Annotated in this window: 21 protein-coding genes; 12 read left to right on the top strand and 9 right to left on the bottom strand. The window is 52.5% G+C overall.

Going from position 1 to position 20,235, the window contains the following annotated elements:
* The first annotated feature begins 88 nt into the window (after window positions 1-88).
* Window positions 89-553 (top strand): outer membrane lipoprotein, encoded by a 465-nt coding sequence (locus tag F454_RS0107910; RefSeq protein ID WP_018970109.1) that lies wholly within the window; start codon window positions 89-91, stop codon window positions 551-553.
* Window positions 554-625: 72 nt separating this feature from the next.
* Here the strand turns inward: F454_RS0107910 and F454_RS0107905 are convergent, their stop codons facing one another.
* On the bottom strand, window positions 626-1,102 hold the full coding sequence (locus F454_RS0107905) for a hypothetical protein (RefSeq protein ID WP_018970108.1): 477 nt from the start codon (window positions 1,100-1,102) through the stop codon (window positions 626-628).
* 89 nt (window positions 1,103-1,191) lie between these two features.
* Between F454_RS0107905 and F454_RS0107900 the strand changes: the two genes are divergently transcribed.
* Complete coding sequence (locus tag F454_RS0107900; RefSeq protein ID WP_018970107.1) at window positions 1,192-1,842, top strand: SIMPL domain-containing protein; 651 nt, start codon at window positions 1,192-1,194, stop codon at window positions 1,840-1,842.
* A gap of 49 nt (window positions 1,843-1,891) precedes the next feature.
* Here F454_RS0107900 and F454_RS0107895 read toward each other — a convergent pair whose 3' ends face one another.
* The 4 genes from F454_RS0107895 to F454_RS0107880 form a co-directional block, all read right to left on the bottom strand.
* Window positions 1,892-2,458, bottom strand: a complete 567-nt coding sequence (locus F454_RS0107895; protein ID WP_018970106.1) for a ribonuclease H-like domain-containing protein — start codon at window positions 2,456-2,458, stop codon at window positions 1,892-1,894.
* A 120-nt stretch (window positions 2,459-2,578) separates the two neighbouring features.
* Window positions 2,579-2,929 (bottom strand): PEP-CTERM sorting domain-containing protein, encoded by a 351-nt coding sequence (locus F454_RS0107890; RefSeq protein WP_018970105.1) that lies wholly within the window; start codon window positions 2,927-2,929, stop codon window positions 2,579-2,581.
* 305 nt (window positions 2,930-3,234) lie between these two features.
* Complete coding sequence (locus tag F454_RS14635; RefSeq protein WP_018970104.1) at window positions 3,235-5,289, bottom strand: vWA domain-containing protein; 2,055 nt, start codon at window positions 5,287-5,289, stop codon at window positions 3,235-3,237.
* Between the two features lie 26 nt (window positions 5,290-5,315).
* The gene (locus F454_RS0107880) at window positions 5,316-5,846 is read right to left on the bottom strand and encodes an RNA polymerase sigma factor (protein WP_018970103.1); all 531 of its coding nucleotides are present in this window, start codon (window positions 5,844-5,846) and stop codon (window positions 5,316-5,318) included.
* 98 nt (window positions 5,847-5,944) lie between these two features.
* Here F454_RS0107880 and F454_RS0107875 point away from each other — a divergent pair, with 98 nt between their 5' ends.
* Together F454_RS0107875 and leuS are read left to right on the top strand one after the other, a co-directional pair.
* Window positions 5,945-6,601 (top strand): hypothetical protein, encoded by a 657-nt coding sequence (locus F454_RS0107875; protein WP_156817196.1) that lies wholly within the window; start codon window positions 5,945-5,947, stop codon window positions 6,599-6,601.
* Window positions 6,602-6,964: 363 nt separating this feature from the next.
* Window positions 6,965-9,583: a leucine--tRNA ligase gene (gene leuS, locus F454_RS0107865; RefSeq protein ID WP_018970100.1), complete on the top strand. Its 2,619-nt coding sequence runs from the start codon at window positions 6,965-6,967 to the stop codon at window positions 9,581-9,583.
* A 167-nt stretch (window positions 9,584-9,750) separates the two neighbouring features.
* On the opposite strand, the gene F454_RS0107860 is transcribed toward leuS, so the two are convergent.
* A complete protein-coding gene (locus tag F454_RS0107860) occupies window positions 9,751-10,359 on the bottom strand; it encodes a hypothetical protein (protein ID WP_156817195.1) in 609 nt (202 codons plus the stop codon).
* Between the two features lie 154 nt (window positions 10,360-10,513).
* Between F454_RS0107860 and F454_RS16335 the strand changes: the two genes are divergently transcribed.
* The 4 genes from F454_RS16335 to F454_RS0107840 all read left to right on the top strand — a co-directional run bounded on the left by F454_RS16335 (window position 10,514) and on the right by F454_RS0107840 (window position 13,500).
* Window positions 10,514-10,660 carry a hypothetical protein gene (locus F454_RS16335; RefSeq protein ID WP_156817194.1) on the top strand — a complete coding sequence of 49 codons (147 nt, stop codon included), beginning with the start codon at window positions 10,514-10,516 and terminating at the stop codon, window positions 10,658-10,660.
* Between the two features lie 304 nt (window positions 10,661-10,964).
* Window positions 10,965-11,783: a hypothetical protein gene (locus tag F454_RS0107850; protein WP_018970097.1), complete on the top strand. Its 819-nt coding sequence runs from the start codon at window positions 10,965-10,967 to the stop codon at window positions 11,781-11,783.
* A gap of 51 nt (window positions 11,784-11,834) precedes the next feature.
* Window positions 11,835-12,395, top strand: a complete 561-nt coding sequence (locus F454_RS0107845; RefSeq protein WP_018970096.1) for a shikimate kinase — start codon at window positions 11,835-11,837, stop codon at window positions 12,393-12,395.
* A 91-nt stretch (window positions 12,396-12,486) separates the two neighbouring features.
* Window positions 12,487-13,500, top strand: a complete 1,014-nt coding sequence (locus tag F454_RS0107840; protein ID WP_018970095.1) for a polyprenyl synthetase family protein — start codon at window positions 12,487-12,489, stop codon at window positions 13,498-13,500.
* A 4-nt stretch (window positions 13,501-13,504) separates the two neighbouring features.
* On the opposite strand, the gene F454_RS0107835 is transcribed toward F454_RS0107840, so the two are convergent.
* Entirely contained in the window at window positions 13,505-13,849 is a 345-nt protein-coding gene (locus F454_RS0107835; RefSeq protein ID WP_018970094.1) for an ArsR/SmtB family transcription factor, read from the bottom strand.
* 48 nt (window positions 13,850-13,897) lie between these two features.
* Here F454_RS0107835 and F454_RS14630 point away from each other — a divergent pair, with 48 nt between their 5' ends.
* The gene (locus F454_RS14630; RefSeq protein WP_018970093.1) at window positions 13,898-14,437 is read left to right on the top strand and encodes a rhodanese-like domain-containing protein; all 540 of its coding nucleotides are present in this window, start codon (window positions 13,898-13,900) and stop codon (window positions 14,435-14,437) included.
* Window positions 14,438-14,513: 76 nt separating this feature from the next.
* Here F454_RS14630 and F454_RS0107825 read toward each other — a convergent pair whose 3' ends face one another.
* Both F454_RS0107825 and rsmD read right to left on the bottom strand, forming a co-directional pair.
* Complete coding sequence (locus tag F454_RS0107825; RefSeq protein ID WP_018970092.1) at window positions 14,514-15,830, bottom strand: 3-deoxy-D-manno-octulosonic acid transferase; 1,317 nt, start codon at window positions 15,828-15,830, stop codon at window positions 14,514-14,516.
* Window positions 15,827-16,378: a 16S rRNA (guanine(966)-N(2))-methyltransferase RsmD gene (gene rsmD / locus F454_RS0107820; RefSeq protein ID WP_018970091.1), complete on the bottom strand. Its 552-nt coding sequence runs from the start codon at window positions 16,376-16,378 to the stop codon at window positions 15,827-15,829. The genes F454_RS0107825 and rsmD overlap by 4 nt, the downstream gene beginning before the upstream one ends.
* Before the next feature lie 486 nt (window positions 16,379-16,864).
* Here rsmD and ccoN point away from each other — a divergent pair, with 486 nt between their 5' ends.
* Genes ccoN through F454_RS0107805 form a run of 3 tightly spaced genes read left to right on the top strand, consistent with a single transcriptional unit; the run spans window position 16,865 to window position 20,200 of the window.
* A complete protein-coding gene (ccoN, locus tag F454_RS0107815) occupies window positions 16,865-19,360 on the top strand; it encodes a cytochrome-c oxidase, cbb3-type subunit I (RefSeq protein WP_026292787.1) in 2,496 nt (831 codons plus the stop codon).
* Between the two features lie 12 nt (window positions 19,361-19,372).
* Window positions 19,373-19,534, top strand: coding sequence for a hypothetical protein (locus F454_RS16330; RefSeq protein ID WP_018970089.1), 162 nt, complete (start codon window positions 19,373-19,375; stop codon window positions 19,532-19,534).
* A 21-nt stretch (window positions 19,535-19,555) separates the two neighbouring features.
* Window positions 19,556-20,200, top strand: coding sequence for a cbb3-type cytochrome c oxidase N-terminal domain-containing protein (locus tag F454_RS0107805; protein WP_018970088.1), 645 nt, complete (start codon window positions 19,556-19,558; stop codon window positions 20,198-20,200).
* Window positions 20,201-20,235 lie beyond the last annotated feature (35 nt).

Raw genomic sequence — 20,235 nt, 5'->3', positions numbered from 1 at the left:
TGGCGGCTCACAGCCGCTCAAAATAAAGCCCTGTCAGAGTTAGAGAAATCAACATTGCAGAATTCCCATGCTAAGTTAGCCTAGAACCATGAAATGGATCATTCTCCTACCCATCGCGGCCTCTTCCTCCCTTCTTTTTAGCTCCTGTGCTCAAAATTCCATCACAGGCGACACTTACCAACGAGGAGAAGCTGGCAGAGCCCAGTCGGTACTTACCGGCACAGTCACTTCTGTTCGCAATGTGAAGATCGAGGGTGACGCAGACACAGGCAAATGGGTCGGAGCCATCGCAGGCGGCATCCTAGGTCATGAACTCGGCGATGACGGATGGTCTCGCGCCGCAGGTTCTGCTGCCGGTGCAGCTGTAGGTTCCGCAGTAGGTTCACACACCTCAAAAGCTCTCGGCTCCGAACAAGGTGTCGAAATCAACGTCCAGCTCGACAACGGCCGAAGCATGTCGGTCGTGCAAGCGTTCAACCCAAATGAACGCTTCAACGTCGGCGACAAGGTGCGCATCCTCGGCGGAGGCGGCCGCACCCGCGTGACCCACTAGCCGAGGCTCATAGAGTCAGCCCCCCACTGTTCAACGCCAAGCGCCCCCTACAAGGTGGGCGCTTTTTTTATTCTAGAGCGCCAGGCATTGAGCCTGCACGTCTTCGAGATAGACGCGCACATCACCACGGCTGCGCTGCACCGTGCCGCTCATCGCCACCCCTCCCGCTTTCAGAGCTTCCGCAAATTGGGTAGAACCCTCAGAGTCGAGATCCTGATGCTTCGCAAGACACGATTTGAGAATATCAATAATCTCAAACTGCACATCCTCCGCCGCCATATCAAGGCACTCAAATAGGTACGGCAAGACCACCAGCGCCGCAGACTGAAGCTCGCCCTTACACAGCATCACCCAGAGCTGATGTGCTGCCTTCATGGCCCGTGACTTCTTGCGCCCAGCAAGGTCCTGTAGCAACTTAGGCAAGGCGCTAGCCTCACCACTTGCCACTTGATAATCCGCCCAGCGCTCATCACGCAATCTCATCCACAATGCCTGTGCCATGACCAAGCCATAGCGGCTGATCCCTCGCTCGCCTAGGATGAATTGCATTGACCTCCGACTCTGGCCAACAGAACGTAAGGTGTATGCGATCTCGAATCCTTTCCCTAATCCCCTGTCTCTCGCTTCTCATCATCCCCATGGTCACCCAAGCAGCCGATGACATCCGCGGCCTCGCCAATGTGCAGGTGATTGGTAGCGCAAGTAAACGCCTCATTCCCAACCAAATGCTCTGGACCATGAAAGTGGAGAATCGCGGAAAAGAGCTCGAAGCTGTTGCCGATGAACACCTAAAAATCACAGCCAGCCTCCTCAAGTTCCTCAACGAACAAGGGCTCGAAAAAAATGCCATCCAGACCAGCCAGATGGAATTTGGAGAGAATATGGTCTACCGCAATCGCGAGCGCATCAAAGAAGGCTATGTCGCCGCCACCACAGTACGCTTCATCCTCAAGGACTTCAGCCTCTACCAACCGCTCTGGAAAGGTGCCGCTAAACTCGGTAAGGTCAGCATCCAAAGCGTGGATTACCAACTCAAGGACAGCAAAGCCGCGCAGGCTGAGCTGCGAGGCTTAGCAGTCAAAGACGCACAACAAAAAGCGAAGTCACTTGCAGAAGCTCTCGGCTCTAGAATCGGACCACCCCTTCAGATCGCCGAACATCAAAGCCACGCAGCGCCTCGCATGCTCAAAGCCGATTCATTTGCAGAAGGTGCGAACTCAAGCTCGACAAGCCCGGGCACACTCGAAGTCTCCAGCACCGTGGAGGTCACATTCAAATTACTCAAATAGCTTTCACAAAGATGCCCTGCTCGTATGCACCATACGCGCAGCAGCCAGGCTAAGCCCACTCCACGGGCACTTCAGCAGGGTTGCCTGCTTTGTCCTCGTAGCGAATCACTCCGTGCTCCAGTCCATACTCGTGGACACATTTGGTCACTTTCACATCAAAACAACAATACTCGGCAATCTTCATCACGAAGCTTTTGTCACCAGTTTTTTTGTATTCATTCCACCAGCGGAGAGCGTCAAGGCCGTCTGCTGTCTTCCCCATACCTAAACTCACCTTTGCCGCTGAGTCGAGTTTCAGACGAAACCCTAGCTTGTCCTCGCGCTCTAGATCTAGCATCATGTCCAGATTCATCGTCTGCGTTTCTAAATCATAAATCGTATACCCCTGCAGCACCGGGTAATCGAATTGGATGTGATTCCAGCCCACCACCAAATCGGCACGGATAAGCTGCTGCACCAAAGCGTCCATGTCATCCTCTCCAAAGACGCGATATTCTTCGGTTTTGGTAGAATACGTCACTGCTACAGACACCCCCATTTTCGCCTTATTTTTCGCACCACCAACGGCTGAAAAGCTCTTCTGGGTCTCCAGGTCAAAATACACAATGTCACGCATAATTGATCTCTAAGATACAGAGAACCACGCGACTGAAAAGGACGACTTTCCTCGAATTCCATCGCCACAGCTCAGCTCTCCCGACTCATCAGGGTAAGGATAAGAGAACCCCTGTACAGCCTAGCTTGTCCTCCTGCGACGACTCAACAGAAAGCCTAGAGATCCCATTAGGAATGTGGTGGTAGAAGGCTCAGGCACGGCTGTGGCATCGAGCACCATTTCATGGTAGATGTCCGGCTCAAGCGTCCTGGCAGCTGGGCCAGTCGTACGGGGCTTCAGCTCAATGATGGAGCACGAGCTCATTGGATCTAGCTGCCATAAGGCAATTGAGTGCAACTCGGACAACGAAGCTCCACTGGAAGTATCAATGAATAGATGGTTTGTTCTCTGAGAATCGGTATGCAGTGTCACAGTCGCGGGAGCGACCGTGCTCATACCGACCACGAGAAGAAATGGGAGGATTCTTTTCATGAGGGTGATGGTGTTTTGTATCACTCATGGAGAGTGAGACATAGCCATAACCAACAAGACAGAACTCAACAAGGCCACAGGCAATACCGCCCTATCAAGATCCGCCTCAGCACCTATTGCCTTAACTCAAAGGCGCCGCTATTGCCTGCCGCAACAAGACATTCCGCCAAGCTAATTGACTAACCTTAATCACCAAGACCTCCAACTATACTTGAACTTCGGTATTCTTATTTCTACGGAGCAAAATGAAACCTCTACCACCATCACGGCAGCAGAGGCTTCGTATAGCCTGAACGCTGTAGCCTTTACTCAGCCTGCTGTAGCTTTTCCACCAGCTCGATGAACTCGGCGCGTTGGCCTTTGCCATCGGCGCCCTGGGCTTTCTTGGCGAGGTCGAGCACCATGGCGAGATCGCCACTGCCTTTGTACTCGCTGTCGCGCAGGGTCATCCCAAAGAGTGCCACGGCGCTGGCGAAGCGATGGTCGTCAGAACCTAGGCTTGCTCCGGCATCCGTGAATGGCACATCGAGGTAGGTGCTCTCATCGTCCATTTTTTGTTCCGGTTGCTTGTAGGCTAGCTTCACGTGGCAGAGCTCTGGGCTTTGCTTCACCTTTGCGGTCGGCTGCTTTTCCACTTTTTCAAAGTAGCGTCCGGCATCGACTCCAGCCTTGAAGGGCTTGCCATCGGCGGGAATGACCTCATACAGCGCAGTCACTGTGTGCCCAGCGCCTATCTCGCCAGCATCCACCTTTTTATCAAGAAATGCCTCGGGCGGCAGCATGCGGTTGGCGTAGCCGATGAGGCGGTAGGCCTTCACCTTGCTAGGGTTCATCTGTACTTGGACTTTCACATCTTTCGCCACCGTGACCATGGTACCCATCATGTCCTCGAGCAAGACCTTGCGGCCTTCCTTAATACTATCAATATAGTGGTAGTTGCCATTGCCGTTGTTGGTGATCGACTCCAACATCGCGTCGTTGATGTTGCCGTGACCAAAACCTAAGACCGAGAGGTAAGTTCCCCCCCTCGCTTTTTCTTTGACCAACTTGGTCAAGGCATCGGTGCCGGAGACACCCACATTGAAGTCGCCATCGGTGGCTAGAATGATGCGATTCACCCCGCCTTTCACGAATTGTTCCTGCGCCACCTTGTAGGCAAGCTTGATGCCCGCACCACCCGCAGTAGAACCACCGGCACTGAGGCTGTCCATTTTCGCCAGCACCGCCTGACGACCGCGGTCGTCCATCTTGGTGGCGGGCAAGGCGAGACCAGAAGAACCGGCGTAGACCACGATGCTCACCGAGTCGTCCGCATCCAATTCTTCCAACAAGTACTGCATCGAACGCTTGAGCAGCGGCAGCTTGTTGTCGCTCGACATCGAGCCCGACACATCGAGCAAGAACACGAGGTTCGCCGCGGGGCGCTCGCTACGAACGATATCCTTAGCCTGTAATCCCACCCGCACCAGCCTGTGCGCAGGGTTCCAAGGCGCCGCTCCAGCATCCACATGCACCGCGAAGGGATGCTTGTCTGTCGGCTGCGCGTATTGGTAGTCAAAATAATTCACCATTTCCTCGATCCGCACCGCGTCCGCTGGGATATTGTACCCATCGCGGATCATGCGTCGGATGTTGGTGTAGCTCGCGGTGTCCACATCCACCGCAAAGGTGGAAAGTGACGAGCGCTCATCCACCGGCGCCTTCCATGGGTTGTCGGTCAAACCACCATACTTCTCAGCAGAACCCAAGGTTCCCCCCGGATGTGGTGGATGAGGGAGCACCCTTCCGCGCGGAACCCCGACAGCCTCGGCGGTAGGCTTTGGTTCTGCTTGGCATTGAGCTATTTTGGCTTTTTTCCCAGCCCAAGAACCAGCAAGCACATCTGATTCATTCCTAGCATCAGCGAATCCATCAGCATTAAAATCGAGCGCCACACCATCCACCGACAATTCAACGGCAGGAACATCCATCGCACCGACAGACCTTGATTGCTTCAGGTCAGAAAGCGCTTGGGGTGATGCTTTTTTATGAGGAACCTCCTGTAACTCCGCCACGGACTCCCGGTGAAGCTCAAGCTGTTCCTCAGCATGAAACGCAACCACAGCGTCATCCCCAATCTGGCTAGATCGGTACGACACACTCACCCCAATGGCCACGCAAGCAGCAATTCCAGTCCCCAGCGCCCAACGCACTCCGGGGGAACCCCAGGTTTTCTTGCGCGTCGGTTGCTCGACTGCTGCGCCCGCAATCTTCTCATCCAGTTCCTTCAAAAATTGTTCGTCATTGCCGGTGCCATGCTTGGCGTGTTCCTTGAGCAATTCATCCATCAATCGATCGTTCTGATCCTTATGCTTATCCATCAAATTTGTTTCCTTTCTGTGTTGTGTTACTTGGCAAGACAATCGCGCAATGCTTGGCGTGCTCGTTCGAGGCGCTTGCGCAGGGTGCCACTGGCTATATCCAAGCTGGCGGCCGCCTCCTCGCTGCTCTTTTCCTCATAATAAAATTGCTGCACTGAGGCCGAGAGCCCCTCCGGCAATTTCTCTAAACATCCCTCTAATTTCACGAACACCCCCGGGCCTCCATCCCGACGCAGTTCCTGCCAGCCCAGCAACCCCGACTCCAATGCCTCCAGACCATCGTCATCCAGCGCCACTTGCCAGCTCGCTTTACGCAACATTTCCTTCCACTTGTTTCTCACAATCCCCCTTAGCCACGGCCCCACATCCTTACTCACGTCGAAGCGATCCATGTGTTGCCAAGCGGCCACAAAGCTCTCCTGCACGAGGTCGCGGCTTTGCTCTTCATTGCGCGTCAATACTCGCGCATAAATGAGCAGCTCCCGATGTTGCTCACGCGCCATCGCTGCAAATGCCTCCTGCCTATCTGGTGTTTCTATCACTCTTACTGCCATCATATTCACAAGCTATTGACCTGAGCGATGCGATTTGTGACATCTTTTTGAGATTTTTTTCTATCACTTTGCATTTGGTGGACGGTAGAACTCTAAAAAACATGTTGATCAGAATACTTTTAATCACCGCGGCATTGTTCGTAACATCATGTTCAAACCGGATTAGCCAGCATACCAGCGGTTACCCTGAAGCTCATACACTCTGGGACAAAATTGATCGGCAGGAAATCATAAAAGCTAGAAGGGAAACCGATGGATTTGCTAGCCCTCTACAAACCACTCGGGCATTCATGGCTGAAGTATTTGCCTCAGACTACAATCGCAATTTTCTCTACGAAGACAGATTTTGCTCAAAATACTTTTCAGCATCTTTACAATTTCAGATCAAGACTGCTGCGCTACAGTATAGCCAAAGAAACAAAGCATTTAAGCACCCTAGTGGCCACCATCACGCAGTTACACCATCTCACAAAACCAGCATGATTGGCGCTTGGGATTTACCGACCTCTTATGTAATTGGAGGTTCCCACGTAAGTTCATACAAGGCGCAAGGTATTAACGACGTTATTATCACAATAGATAAAGCAGTTGTGGATGTCATTTATAAATGGGGCCCTGACACCCAGTACCCAGGTGACCAACGAACTGTTTCTGTAATTTTGCGAAAAGAAAACACTAAATGGTTTATTGAAGACCTTTACACTCAATCAGGATCATACTCCGAACCCCAAAGTTTTCATCTCTCATTGGTGCAATAGATCTAGTGAAGATAGCGTCAGTATTGATCCTGCTATGAGTGATCAAAGTTGTGATGTTTTTTTGAGAGTCTAGCAGGTAGCTAGTATTTTTCCAGCACGCCGAAACCCAGGGTTCCTATTCTCTGAGTGCAGGGAGCTTGCTCCCGCTCTGGGATATGATGAGGCTTCCTTCTTCGCTGAAGCTTCGTAGGACACCATCGTGCTGGTCTGAACACTGCCAACTGAAGACCTCCCCGCCATCAGGCATGCTGCGAAAACGCTTTACCATCGCCCCACATCCGCTACACCACTCTGCAGCAAATCGATAGGGCTCGTCCGAGAGACGCTTCACCTTCTTCACCAACCACTCTTTCCATCAATCCAATGAAACCATTCCCATTCGACGCATTCGAACCAAAGTGGCAACAAATCTGGGACGACAACAAGACCTTCCGCACCGCAAACCCAGGCGATGCGGACTTTGATGCTTCCAAGCCAAAGTACTTCGTCCTCGACATGTTCCCCTACCCGTCTGGCGCCGGCCTCCACGTTGGCCACCCAGAAGGCTACACCGCGACTGACATCCTTGGCCGCTACAAGCGCATGAATGGCTTCAACGTCCTCCACCCGATGGGCTGGGATGCCTTCGGCCTTCCAGCGGAACAATACGCGATCAAAACCGGCCAGCACCCGCGCATCACCACCGAACAAAACGTCAACAACTTCCGCAAGCAGCTCAAGTCGCTCGGCTTCGGCTACGATTGGGACCGTGAAATCAACACCACCGACCCCGGCTACGTCAAGTGGACCCAGTGGCTCTTCATCCAACTCTACAATTCCTACTTCTGCGAGGAAGAAAAGAAAGCCAAACCAATCTCCGAGCTCGAAGCCAAAGGCCTCACTCGCGAAGAGATCGACGAGCAACGCCTCGCCTTCATCTCCGAAGCACCCGTGAATTGGTCGCCTGACCTCGGCACGGTTCTCGCGAACGAGGAAGTGGAAGAATGGAAAGCCAAAGGCCACACCGTCGAGCGCCGCCCGCTCAAGCAATGGATGCTCCGCATCACCAAATTCGCGCAGCGCCTCATCGACGAGCTCGAGCCACTCGACTGGCCAGATTCTATCAAAGCCCTCCAGACCAACTGGATCGGCAAATCCACCGGTGCTGACGTCAACTTCGATATCGAAGGCAACGAAGTGACCGTCTTCACCACCCGCCCCGACACCCTCTTTGGCGCCACTTACATGGTGCTCGCTCCCGAGCACCATCTTGTTGCTAAAATTACCACTGCAGATCAGCAAGATGAGGTCGATGCCTACATCGCAGCCTGTGCTTCCAAGTCCGACCTCGAACGCGGCGACCTCAACAAGGACAAGTCCGGCGTCTTCACTGGCGCGTACGCGACGAACCCGGTCAATGGCGAGCAGATCCCAGTCTGGATCGCCGACTACGTGATGATGGGCTACGGCACGGGCGCCATCATGGCGGTACCAGCACACGACGAGCGCGACTTCGAATTCGCCACCAAGTTTGAACTTCCGATCCTTCAAGTAGTTCAACCGAATGACGAGAAAGTCGACTGGCAGGGATTCACCGGCAATGGCAAGTCCATCAACTCAGGCTTCCTCGATGGCATGAAGACCAAGGACGCCAAGAAGGCGATCATCAAGTGGCTTCTCGACAACAAAAAAGGCACCTTCAAGACCAACTTCAAGCTCCGCGACTGGCTCTTCTCCCGCCAGCGTTACTGGGGCGAGCCCTTCCCAGTGCTCTGGGAAGACGGCCAACACAGGGTGCTCGATGAAAGCGAGCTTCCACTGCTCCAGCCAGAGATGGAAGACTTCAAACCAACCGGCGACCCACGCGGCCCCTTGGTGAAAGCTACCGACTGGATCAAGTATTCCGAGACCGCCGAGCGCGAGACCAATACCATGCCTCAGTGGGCGGGTTCATGTTGGTACTACCTCCGCTACTGCGACCCAAACAACTCCGAGCGATTCATCTCCAAAGAGGCTGAAGAATACTGGATGGGCGGCAATGACAACCCAGGCGGCGTCGACCTCTACGTAGGCGGCACCGAGCACGCCGTACTTCACCTACTCTACGCACGCTTCTGGCACAAGGTCCTCTTCGACCTCGGACACCTCAGCACCAACGAACCATTCCAAAAGCTCGTCAACCAAGGACTCATCCTCGGTGAAGATGGACAGAAGATGTCCAAATCCATCGGCAATGTCGTCAACCCAGACGAAGTCGTCGAACAATACGGAGCCGACTCACTCCGCCTCTACGAGATGTTCATGGGCCCACTCACTCAGGTGAAGCCATGGCAAATGAAAGGCGTGGAAGGCGTCTCCCGCTTCCTCGGCAAAGTCTGGCGCGCCGTCTTCACTCAGAACCAAGCCGGCGAGTGGGAACTCTCCGAAAAAGTGGTGGATGAAGCAGCGACCGACAAGGCGCTCCTCAAGGTGGTGCACGAGACCATCAAGAAAGTCGGCGAAGACATTGAATCCATGTCTTTTAACACCGCGATCTCTCAGATGATGATCTGCACCAATGCCTTCACCAAGGCAGAGAAGATCCCAACGAGCCTCCTCGTCGACTTCCTCAAGGTGCTCAACCCATTCGCTCCACACATCACCGAGGAAATCAACCAACAGCTGCAAAGTGTGTCAGAGTTCAGTGTTCAGTGTTCAGAAAAGAATGCTGACGCAGGCAGCCAGGCTCAGTCTGAAAACTGCCAACTGAAAACTGCCAACTTGCTCTCTGAGCAAACCTGGCCAACATTCAATGAGGAATTCCTCGTAGAATCAGAAATCCAGCTCGTCGTACAAGTCAATGGCAAGGTACGCGCCAAACTCATGGTCTCCAAGGACGCGTCCAAAGAGGATGTCGAAGCCATCGCCCTAGACGACGAAAAGGTGAAATCTTTCACCGACGGCAACACGATCCGCAAGGTCATCGTCGTCCCTGGCCGCCTCGTCAATATCGTGGCAAACTAAGTTGCAGAAGAGGCTTCCAGCCTCTTTCGCTCAGCCCCAGTTTTCACCCACATCTCCATCAGCCGCAGCCTCACAAGCTGCGGCTTTTTTACATCCCTCTCTGCGCACAAAAAAACCACCCCGGTGTCAACCAAGGTGGCCTCAATTAAATCTAATCTGGTAACGACTTAGAAGCGATATGTTAAGCCTAACTCAGCACCATAATAGATATCACGATGCTTCAACTCCCAGTAGTAATCCTGACCCGAACTATCGGTGAACCCGCCATCTTTGTAGTCACCCAGCCAGAAAAGACGACCCGCCACACCAAGCACCCAGTTCTCGGTCAACCAGTACTTAAATCCAAGACCTCCATCCGCACTGAAGGCATTCCCTTGCAGACTATCTACAGGCTGACCATCGATCGCCCAATCATAGTTTCCATAAACACCACCTGCGCTGACATTCAATGTGAATGCCGCCTTTTCACTCACCGGAAAGAGATGCTCATAACCAATCCCATAGGTAATAAAGTCATAGTTCTGGCTAGCTGAACCACCATCAAAAGCAAATGTCTCATCTTTTGTGAAACCAAGCACTTGAAAGTAGAGGTTCCCTTGAGGCCCAACTTCTCCACCCAAACGAATGGAATAATACGGCACATCGAGATTATCGATGTAACCCACAGAGGCCGTCACAAAATGCGTGTCCAAGTAGTCTTTCTTCTCAGAATAATCAACATCTCCAGCCATAGCTATTGAGGTAGAAGCCAATAAAGATAATAGTAGTTTCTTCATATTATTATGTATGTGCTCCACTTACCTAACAAACATAAAACTTCAATCAACACCAATTACTCAACTCATTCATAAATCTAACAAAAACAATCACTTAACACTCGATTATTTTGCTCCATCGATCAAACTCTCAAAGGTTCGTGGACTTATTTTGATGAAGAATAAAAAGTACATACTTGGTTCGAGCATCCTGCTTGGTGGTTTTGTGGTGGCCAACTTTGGCCCAGGTGGGTTGTTGCTAGCCCTTATCCTCTGGGTGATTGGCACCATGGTCATCGGCAGAAACATTCTAAATAAATAGACCAGCCTCCCACATTTCACTTAAGTAAAAGCACCTGTATTTGTATACTTAGCTTCAAGAGACCTTTATCATCTCAAGCTCAACCTTGGCTCGATTCTCCAGTCAACGGGCCATGTGAATATTCCACTACGACAAGCGAAACCCGCCTCATGGATTTAACATCATGATAGTAAACCATTGGAAATGAATGCCGTGCCCCCTATCTAGAGCAACAAACTTCTTCTCTCTATTTGCATAATTAGCTAACCTGAACGTACTTGCTCCAGTAGTTGGTTCGCCACGAGCCAATCCTCCCCTCTGAATCATGCGAGACACTCTAACCATAATCGGCCTCTTTCTCTTGGCCTATGCATTCCGCTCCTGCCAACCAGTCAGGCTTCGCCGACTGGGCACCTTACTCTATGTTGTTGCGACGATCACCATGATCTTGCTGATCACCGACTCATACTTCATCGCAGCGCTAGGAGCTCTAGCCTGGCTGGCTTTCCCTCTCCTTCCCATTGCGCTCCAAACAAAAAACCTGCGCCTCCCGATCAGGAACAAACTGACCGAGGAAGACCTACCATCCATGAAACACTTCCCCGGTGCCGAACTCGCGATCAGACAGCTCGAAGCCTATGAATTCGAGCCGTGTTCCAAACTACACTGGGAAGGCGCCCCCTCCAATCAGCACCTCTTGGTCTTTTGGAACCCACACCTCAGGCTCAGCGCCACGATCACTTTGTGCATCCACAGACACGTGACCTATTCCTACTTTAGCCTGATCAGCCGCACCAACGATGGTCAGACATTCCGCACCACCAACTTCCATCGCCCGACCACACTCATGCTCCCTCCAGAGCAGCATTTGAGTCAACTTAAGTCGCCCTGTTGTGGCATCCGCGACGCCCTAGATCGCCACCGTAAATCACTCCAAGATCACCAGATCACCATTTGCGAACTAAGAATTCCTTGCCCAGAAAGCATCAACAAAGAACTCATTCAGGATAAAGACAACGTCATTGAACACAACCTCAAGCAAGGGATCATCACGGCCGTGGATCACCAACACTCCAAGTACTCGTGGCGAGGCCAACTCTTCCTTTGGAGACAATCACTAAAAGATTTACTTCGCATCTGTTGAAGAATCTGATCTACTCGGCGCGTCCTCTACGATTCATTGGATCCACCGATTATGCCTGAAGAAGCTTCACCGTGTTGCCCACCTGCCAAGAACATCATTCTTGTCGGCTTCATGGGCTCCGGTAAGTCCACAATCGGCCGAGAGCTGGGCCAGCTACTTTCATACCCATTGATCGATACTGATGCCGTCGTAGAAGAAGAACAACAAATTAGCATTTCCGATATTTTCTCACTCAAAGGAGAACCTTACTTCCGCGACTGTGAAACAGCCGCAGTGCAGAAGCTACTTGGCGACTGCCTTGACCACCACATCATTGCCACCGGCGGCGGGCTACCATTGCGCGAAGAAAATCGCAAACTACTGCGCGAGCTCGGCTATGTTGTCTGGCTTGACGCCACCCCAGATTCCATTCTCGAACGCACAGCACGATCCACCAACCGTCCGCTCCTCCAAACTGAGAATCCTCGCGAGACGATTGAGAGCATGCTGCACGAACGCAATGCCATCTACAAAGATGCTGCACACCTCAGACTGCAGACCAGCGGCCTCAGTATTTCCGAGACCGCGCATGGGATTCTTGAAAGTGCGCGATATTTCTTTGGCCAGTCCTAATCTTCACGATTACTGTTGCATCTGACTCATGACTGTGAAGAATCCGCACATACGTCGCTTCTAGCGCAAACTGATAGCATCTGGCTCACTCATGGCTCTTCTTAAACCATTTTCTGATCAAAAAAGCCGCCTGGCTTTCGACCTTGTTCGTAAAGAAATCAAACAGGTCGAAAAACAAATCAGTGAGCAAGTTCGCGCCTTCGACCCTGAAATCGAAGCCTACATCGACTACATTTGCAACACCAGCGGCAAACGCATCCGCCCAGCACTCGCGATTCTCGCAGGCGGTGCACTTGGCTCAATCAACAACGACAATCTCAAGATTGGCGTGATTTTCGAGCTCATCCATATGGCCACACTCGTGCACGATGACGTCATCGACGAAGCCGAAACTCGCCGCAAAATTGCCACACCAAATGCCAAATGGGGCAACGGCATGGCGGTCCTGCTAGGAGACGCGCTATTCTCCCACTCACTCTTGCTTGCCACGGAGTTTGGAAAGATTGAGATCTGTGCCAAAGTAGGCAAGGCGTCCCGAGAAGTCTGCCAAGGTGAGGTTCTGCAGACTCAAAAACGCTTCGACATCTCGCTTTCCGTCGATGAATACTTCCGCATCATCGCGATGAAAACTGGCGCTCTCTTTGCAGCGTCGGCCAGCATCTCTGCCTCACTCTCTGGTGCCGATGAAGCCACTGAAGCAAACATCTACGCATTTGGGCTAAACCTCGGCACAGCATTCCAGATCTACGACGACTGCCTCGACCTTGTAGGATCAGAAGACACCGTCGGAAAAACTCTCAGAACGGATTTAGAGAAAGGCAAACTCACCCTTCCTTTACTCAAACTCCTCGAATCAGCCAGTCCCGAAACCAAGAAGCAGCTGACCAACGACATCAAAGCGGAACGCCCTCTCGATTTCGAATCACTCGTTGGCAACACCGCCTACACAGCCGCGATTCAAGATTCACTTGATACTGCTAGCCAGATGCTAGAAGACGGTAGAGCCAAGCTCCATGGCCTCCCCGACAACAAATACACCGAAGGATTGATTGAAATCACTCAATACCTTGAAGGCCTGATCCGCCAATGCCACAAATCCTGCTGAGCGATTAGCCAGAAGTCAATTTACGCAGTTGTTCCTCAGCAGACTTCTCCACTTGCTGGCACATCAGCCCACACAACTCATAGAGTAAGGGCTCGGCAATCGCGTAAATCACAAAGTTCCCTTGCTTCTCCTTCGACAAAAGAGCGGCCTCACAGAGGATCTTCAGATGCTTCGAAACATTCGATTGCTTCAATCCACTGAGCGTGACCAAAGAAGTCACACTCTGCCCGCCCGCCATCAGGCAAGAGATCAAGCGCAGGCGAGCCGGCTCCGAGAGCACCTTAAACATCGCCGCCACCTGCTCAAGTTGAGCCTCTGTCATTCTTTTTTTTACTCCAAGCTCTTGCATATTCCTAAATCGTGATATAGTTATAATGCAACAACCGCAACAACACAAATGCAAACGATCCCTATTTCAGATTTCACTCAAAGCCCAGAAGACTATTACTTGGTCGACGTTCGCACGCCTTCAGAGTTTGAGGAAGCGCATATCTTGGGAGCTCAGAACCATCCATTAGGTTCCTTGAACCCATCCGAGATCAGTTTCAAGTCACAAGGGAAGCAAGTCGTTTTAACCTGCCTCTCAGGAGCTCGTTGTCAAAAAGCAGCCTCCGAACTGGCGGGCTCTAATCTCAAGCTAGCACAACTCGATGGCTCTCTTATGGGGTGGGAATCAGCTGGCCAGCCGGTGGTACGTAGCACACCTAGCGGCATCCCGCTCATTCGACAAGTCCACCTCTGCGTCAGCACGATCAACCTCACTGCGGCACTTCTAGCCATTTTTGTATCCAGCTCATGGGCCTGGGTACTCGTAGGCACCGGCGCAGGGCTCTTCATTGCGGGAGCCACAGGCTTCTGCGGCATGGGTATCCTCTTAGCAAAAATGCCATGGAACCGACCCGCCAAGCAGAGGCCCGAGGCCTGCGCTTTGGGCTGAGGCGTCTAAGCACATGCTGTGCGTGTCACAGCACTTCATCATGGCGAAGGCGTACCAAATGGTGCGCCTTTTTCATTCATGACGAGCCAATGCGTAGCGCCTCGACAGTCCGCAATGTAGCGCCGTCGTGTGCAGAGAGCACTGCCTGCGCTCGAGACACCATAGCCTCTGACTGCGCGCGGTCTTGGAGAGCAACTGAGACAGTCGAACGAAGGCTCGCAACACTAGCCTGAGCAAGAAAAATCGCTGACCGCTCATGCAGCATACTGACGAGTGGCTCAAAGTTATTCATCGCCGGCCCCACGATGACGGGCACTGATGCCGCGATTGCCTCACAGGGATTCTGCCCTCCCTTACCGATAAAGCTCTTACCAACAATAGCGAGATCAGCCAGCGCAACCCAGTCTCTCATCTCTCCAGTACTATCGATCACCAAACAAGCTGGGCGGGAGCCGCCTACCTGCTCAAGTTCACTCCGCAACACCACCTCATACCCTAGCTGTTCAAGCTCCAGCTTCACTTCCGCACGACGCTCGGCATGCCTCGGCACGACCACATAAAACACCTCTTCCAAGTCGATACAAGCCTCACCAATCAAGGCCTCCTCACCCGCATGGGTGGACAAAGCCATCACCACCCGCTTCCCTGAAGACAGCCCAGAAAGCATCTCTTGGAAGGCTTCATTGATAGCCTCCACTGCATCGGCGCCTTGTTGATCAAACTTCACACTTCCCGTCACCTCAATAGCCTCAGCCGGGACTCCAATGCCACGCCACCGCGCCACGTCGCGGCTTTCCTGCACTGCGAATCTATTGAATAATGCAAAATACCCAGCACTCGCCCAAGCAAACTTGGTGTAACGCGATTCAGAACGCTCAGAAAGGCGGGCATTCGCCACGGAAACGGGAACACCTGCACGCCGCGCCTCTACCAGCAAGTTCGGCCACAACTCCGATTCCATCAGCACGATTTGCTTCGGCTCAAAGCGCTTAAGCACGCGACGAATCACGCAAGGTAAGTCCACAGGACTATAGACCACGGAAACATTCGCAGGCGCCATACGAAGCGCCACATCATATCCAGTGGAAGTCGTTGGCACCAAAAGGAAGCGTTCATTCGGGTAAATACCTTGCCAGGCCCGGATCAGCTTGAGAGCGACCATCACTTCCCCAACGCTAACCGCATGCACATAAACCACACCTCCAAGCGCGAACTCCGCCTCATCATCATAGATCGCCACACGTTCAAGTAGACGCATACTCAGGCCGCCTCGCTTGCTCATTTTCAACAACCACGGCCCCACGCCAAGCAGCAACACCACTGGGAGCAACAAGTTGTACCCAAGATGCAACAAGCGCTGCGGCACAGAAAAACCAAGAGAACAACGCATCATGACTGGGCTCGTAAAATAAGAATCGAACAACCACCGTACTTCCGGCGATCCACTAACTCCCAGCTCTTCGGAATCTCTGGCTCATGCTTCACATCTACCTCCAAAACAAAAAGACCACCCTCGCCCAAGGCTCGAAGCAATTCAGGCATCTCAAAGAGCTCCGATGCAAAGTCGCGGTCACCAGGCACCTTGTAATACGGAGGGTCGGCAAACACAATGTCGTACACGCTCTGGTTGCGCTTCACAAAAGTCAGTACGTCCATGCCAATGACCTGCCCATGAGGCAATTGAAGGCTTGCTAAGTTTTCACGAATCACCTTCTGACACGCTCCCTGTTGCTCCACGAAATCGCAGCTTTGCGCACCTCGGCTGAGCGCCTCCATTCCCAGTGATCCTGCTCCTGCAAAGAGATCAAGCACCTTTGCCTCGGCAGTATGGTGCTGCAACATCGAGAACAAGGCCTCACGCGTTCTATCCGTGGTTGGCCGCACCACAGCCTTCGGCACCTTGATCTCCCTCCGCTTTGCTGTCCCAGCTATGATCCGCATGCCCAATTGCTAGCAGAGCATGAGCAAAATGGGGAATGAAAAATACCTCAATTTGCACTCGATCACACAAGCACCTAACTACTGGGAAAACGCCAGATCACACCTAACACCCCATCACTTCAAAACATTCTAAATAAATCATCTAGATGAAATCCAGACATGTGAAAACTAACAACTTTGCCATCCTTTTATCTTTCCCTGCGAGTACACATCGCATATCTTATACGGTGATGTGCAAGATTGGCTAAGTATCCGAGTTCCTGTTTTGCCACATTACCCCTAACGCAATCTTCAGCATTTCCATGCCTGTCCTTCATCTCACAATTTTCATATCACTGCTTTTAGCGGGGATCTTCATTGTCTGCTTTGCAGCCGAGTCGTGGAGGAAAAAAGGTAATAGTACGGAGCGTTCTGCGCTCCTCCCACTATTGGAAGACGATGAAGATCACCACACAAATACCGAAAACAAGCACCACTGATTCCGACATGAATCAAACTACCATCACCTACAACGACAAGTGCGTCCGCTACTTCATCTGGGCAGCTATCATTTGGGGCCTCGTCGGCATGGCTGCGGGCGTTCTAGCCTCGCTTCAACTCAACATCTCATGGCAATTCATCCGCGACTCGGCTGCATTGCGCCCGATCATTGAGTTCTTCTCTGGCGGCACACTAGAGAGCGAAGGCATCCCCTACATCACCTTTGGCCGCATCCGCCCAGTGCACACCAATGCTGCGATCTTCGCCTTTGTTGGCAACATGATGTTCGCCGGTATTTACTATTCTACCCAGCGCCTCTGTCGCTGCCGTGTCGCCTCAGACACCCTGACTCGCCTGCACTTTTGGCTATGGCAATTGATCATTGTAGCCGCCGCAGTAACCCTCCCGCTCGGCCTCACTCAGGGAAAAGAATATGCTGAACTCATCTGGCCTATCGACTTATTGGTGGCCATCACTTGGTTGATCTTTGGATGGAATTTCTTTTGGACCCTCATCAAACGTAACGAACAATCGCTCTACGTTTCTCTATGGTTCTACATCGCGACCATCATCACTATCACCATGCTCTATGTGGTGAACAACCTACAAATCCCCACCAGTCTAACGCACAGTTACCCAGTCTTTGCCGGGGTCCAGGACGCACTGGTGCAGTGGTGGTACGGGCACAATGCCGTGGCCTTCTTCCTCACCACCCCGATCCTTGGGATCATGTATTACTTCCTGCCGAAGGCTGCGAACCGCCCGGTCTATTCCTATCGCCTATCGATTATTCACTTCTGGGCCCTGGTTTTCATCTACATCTGGGCTGGCCCACACCACCTGCTCAACACCGCTCTCCCTGAGTGGCTGCAAATACTCGGGATGCTTTTCTCGGTCATCCTCTGGGCGCCATCATGGGGCGGCATGCTCAATGGACTACTCACGCTCCGTGGCGCTTGGAACAAATTACAAACCGATCCGGTCATCAAGTTTTTCGCTGCAGCCGTGACCTTCTACGGCATGGCCACCTTCGAGGGGCCACTGCTCTCAATCAAGTCCGTGAATGCTCTCTCGCACTACACCGACTGGACCATCGGCCACGTACACTCAGGCACCCTCGGCTGGAATGGCTTCATGGCCGCCGGTATGTTCTACTGGCTCGTACCGCGCCTCTGGAAGACCGAACTCTACTCCAAGTCATTAGCCAACGCACACTTCTGGATCGGCTTCATCGGCATCCTGCTCTACATCGCCTCCATGTGGGTAGCAGGCATTGGCCAATCACTCGCACTCAATGAAACGCAGAATGGCTATGTGGTGAAGCAATTCGTCGAGACACTCGATGAAGCACAACTCATGCTTGTCACCCGCTCACTCGGCGGCACACTCTACCTTCTCGGCTTCTTCCTTCTCGCCTACAACCTCTTCATGACTTGTAAGCAAGGAAAAGCAGTTGACGCACAAGTCGAAGTCGTGGTGCGCCAGCGCTCCGAAGTAGACCGCGTCACCGTCGGCACGGTAGTCAAGCAAGATCCATTCGCTGCAGTGCTTGGCTTCATCCTCGCCCTCGTCTTCTGGGTCACCAGCCCAGGGAATTGGTTCGCCCTTGCCGGCCTCCTATTCTTCGGAGTCCTGTCGTTTGTCCGCTTCAAGCGCAACGCCAAGACCTGGGCAGATTGGCACGAAACCATCACGGCCAACTACCTACCATTCACCATCGTCACCTTCTTTGCCGCAGCCATTGGTGGCGCAGTGCAGATCATCCCCAACACTCTCACGGCCAAGGCGGAGATTATCGATGATCGCCTTCAAGTGGTCTACACCCCACTTGAACTCGCAGGGCGCGACATCTACGTGGCTGAAGGGTGCTACAACTGCCACTCCCAGATGATTCGCATGCTGGAAACCGATTACGTGCGCTATGGCGACTACTCACGCTTGGGTGAATCGCTCTACGACCACCCATTCCAATGGGGCTCCAAGCGAACCGGTCCAGACCTCGCTCGTGAGGGTGGCGACATCGTCGATGGCTCCAAGGTCATGCGCCAAGGAATTCGCGACAACTTCTGGCACTACCGTCATTTCATGAATCCACGTGATATCGACGTGAAATCCAACATGCCATCCTATTCATCACTGGTGTCAAAAGAAACCGATATCAAAGGGCTCCCGAAAAAGATCAAAGTCCAGGCGATGCTCAATGTTCCCTACCCAACCATGACCGACGATGAGATCGAACAACACGCCTACGATCAAGCACTAGAAATCTCCAAGTCCATCGTCAATCAGAACCCATTCATTCCATGGGCAAGCAACGACATGGACCGCAGCGAAATCGAAGCAAAGCTGGCTGAAAAGGAAATCGTGGCACTCATCGCCTACATGCAGAAGCTAGGCGCTTGGGAAGTGCCACTCGACGAGGACGGCAAGCCAAAGGAACCGGCACCGGCACCCTTCGAGGACCCTGACCGCAAAATGAAAAAAGCAACCGCTCAACGCTAACCCATCAGATCCATGCTCAAACAATACGTTCTAGAGAACCCCGAGCAGCTCGCTCAGATCACCTTCTTCTTGCTCACCCTCGGCCTCTTTGTCTTCAACATGGTCTACGCCATCAAGATGGATAAAGATAAGGCTCAAGAGATCGCCAAAAACGCCATCGAACTCGACGATTAAACTCCAACCATCTTCTCACACATGGACAAAATGGAACCAGACGAAATCACGTCAAATGAAGCAATCAAGCGCGCAGACTATGCTCGCGAAAAAGGTGAAATCGTACTCCGAACCCACGAGTACGACGGCATCCAAGAGTACGATCAAAAGCTCCCAAACTGGTGGCTTTTCACCCTCTGGGCAGCCATCGCTGCGTTCTTCATATACTACACCCTCTACTACACCCTCGACCTACTACCATCATCAAGCAAAGTCATGGATGAGCGTGTCGCCAAAATCGAAGAACAACGCGCATCCGCCCTCCAGCAGCTGCTCAACAATATGGACGACAACACACTGGTCAATCAGTGGGCCACTGACGACAGCGTGGTAGCAGCCGGCAAAGACATCTACTCCAAGATGTGTGCCGCTTGCCACGGCCTTGACCTCGCAGCCAATGGCGGCACCACAGGCCGCCCACTCAACGATGGTGAGTGGTTCTATGGAGGCAAGCCCATGGATGTTTTTAAAATCATCAACGACGGCACTCCAGAGGGCAGCAATGGCCTCAATGGCCTAAAAATGGTGGCTTGGGGGAAATCAGGCCTCAGCGCCGAGCAAGTCGCGCAAGTCACCGCCTACTTGATCGAGCAAAATCCTGACGATTTTGCCACCTACAAGGAATAAACCGATTTCAACCAATTCCTCCCAAACGAGGTGGG

The organism is Rubritalea marina DSM 17716, assembly GCF_000378105.1.
Classification (GTDB): Bacteria; Verrucomicrobiota; Verrucomicrobiia; order Verrucomicrobiales; family Akkermansiaceae; genus Rubritalea; species Rubritalea marina.
This window is presented reverse-complemented; position numbering and strand designations above follow the sequence as displayed.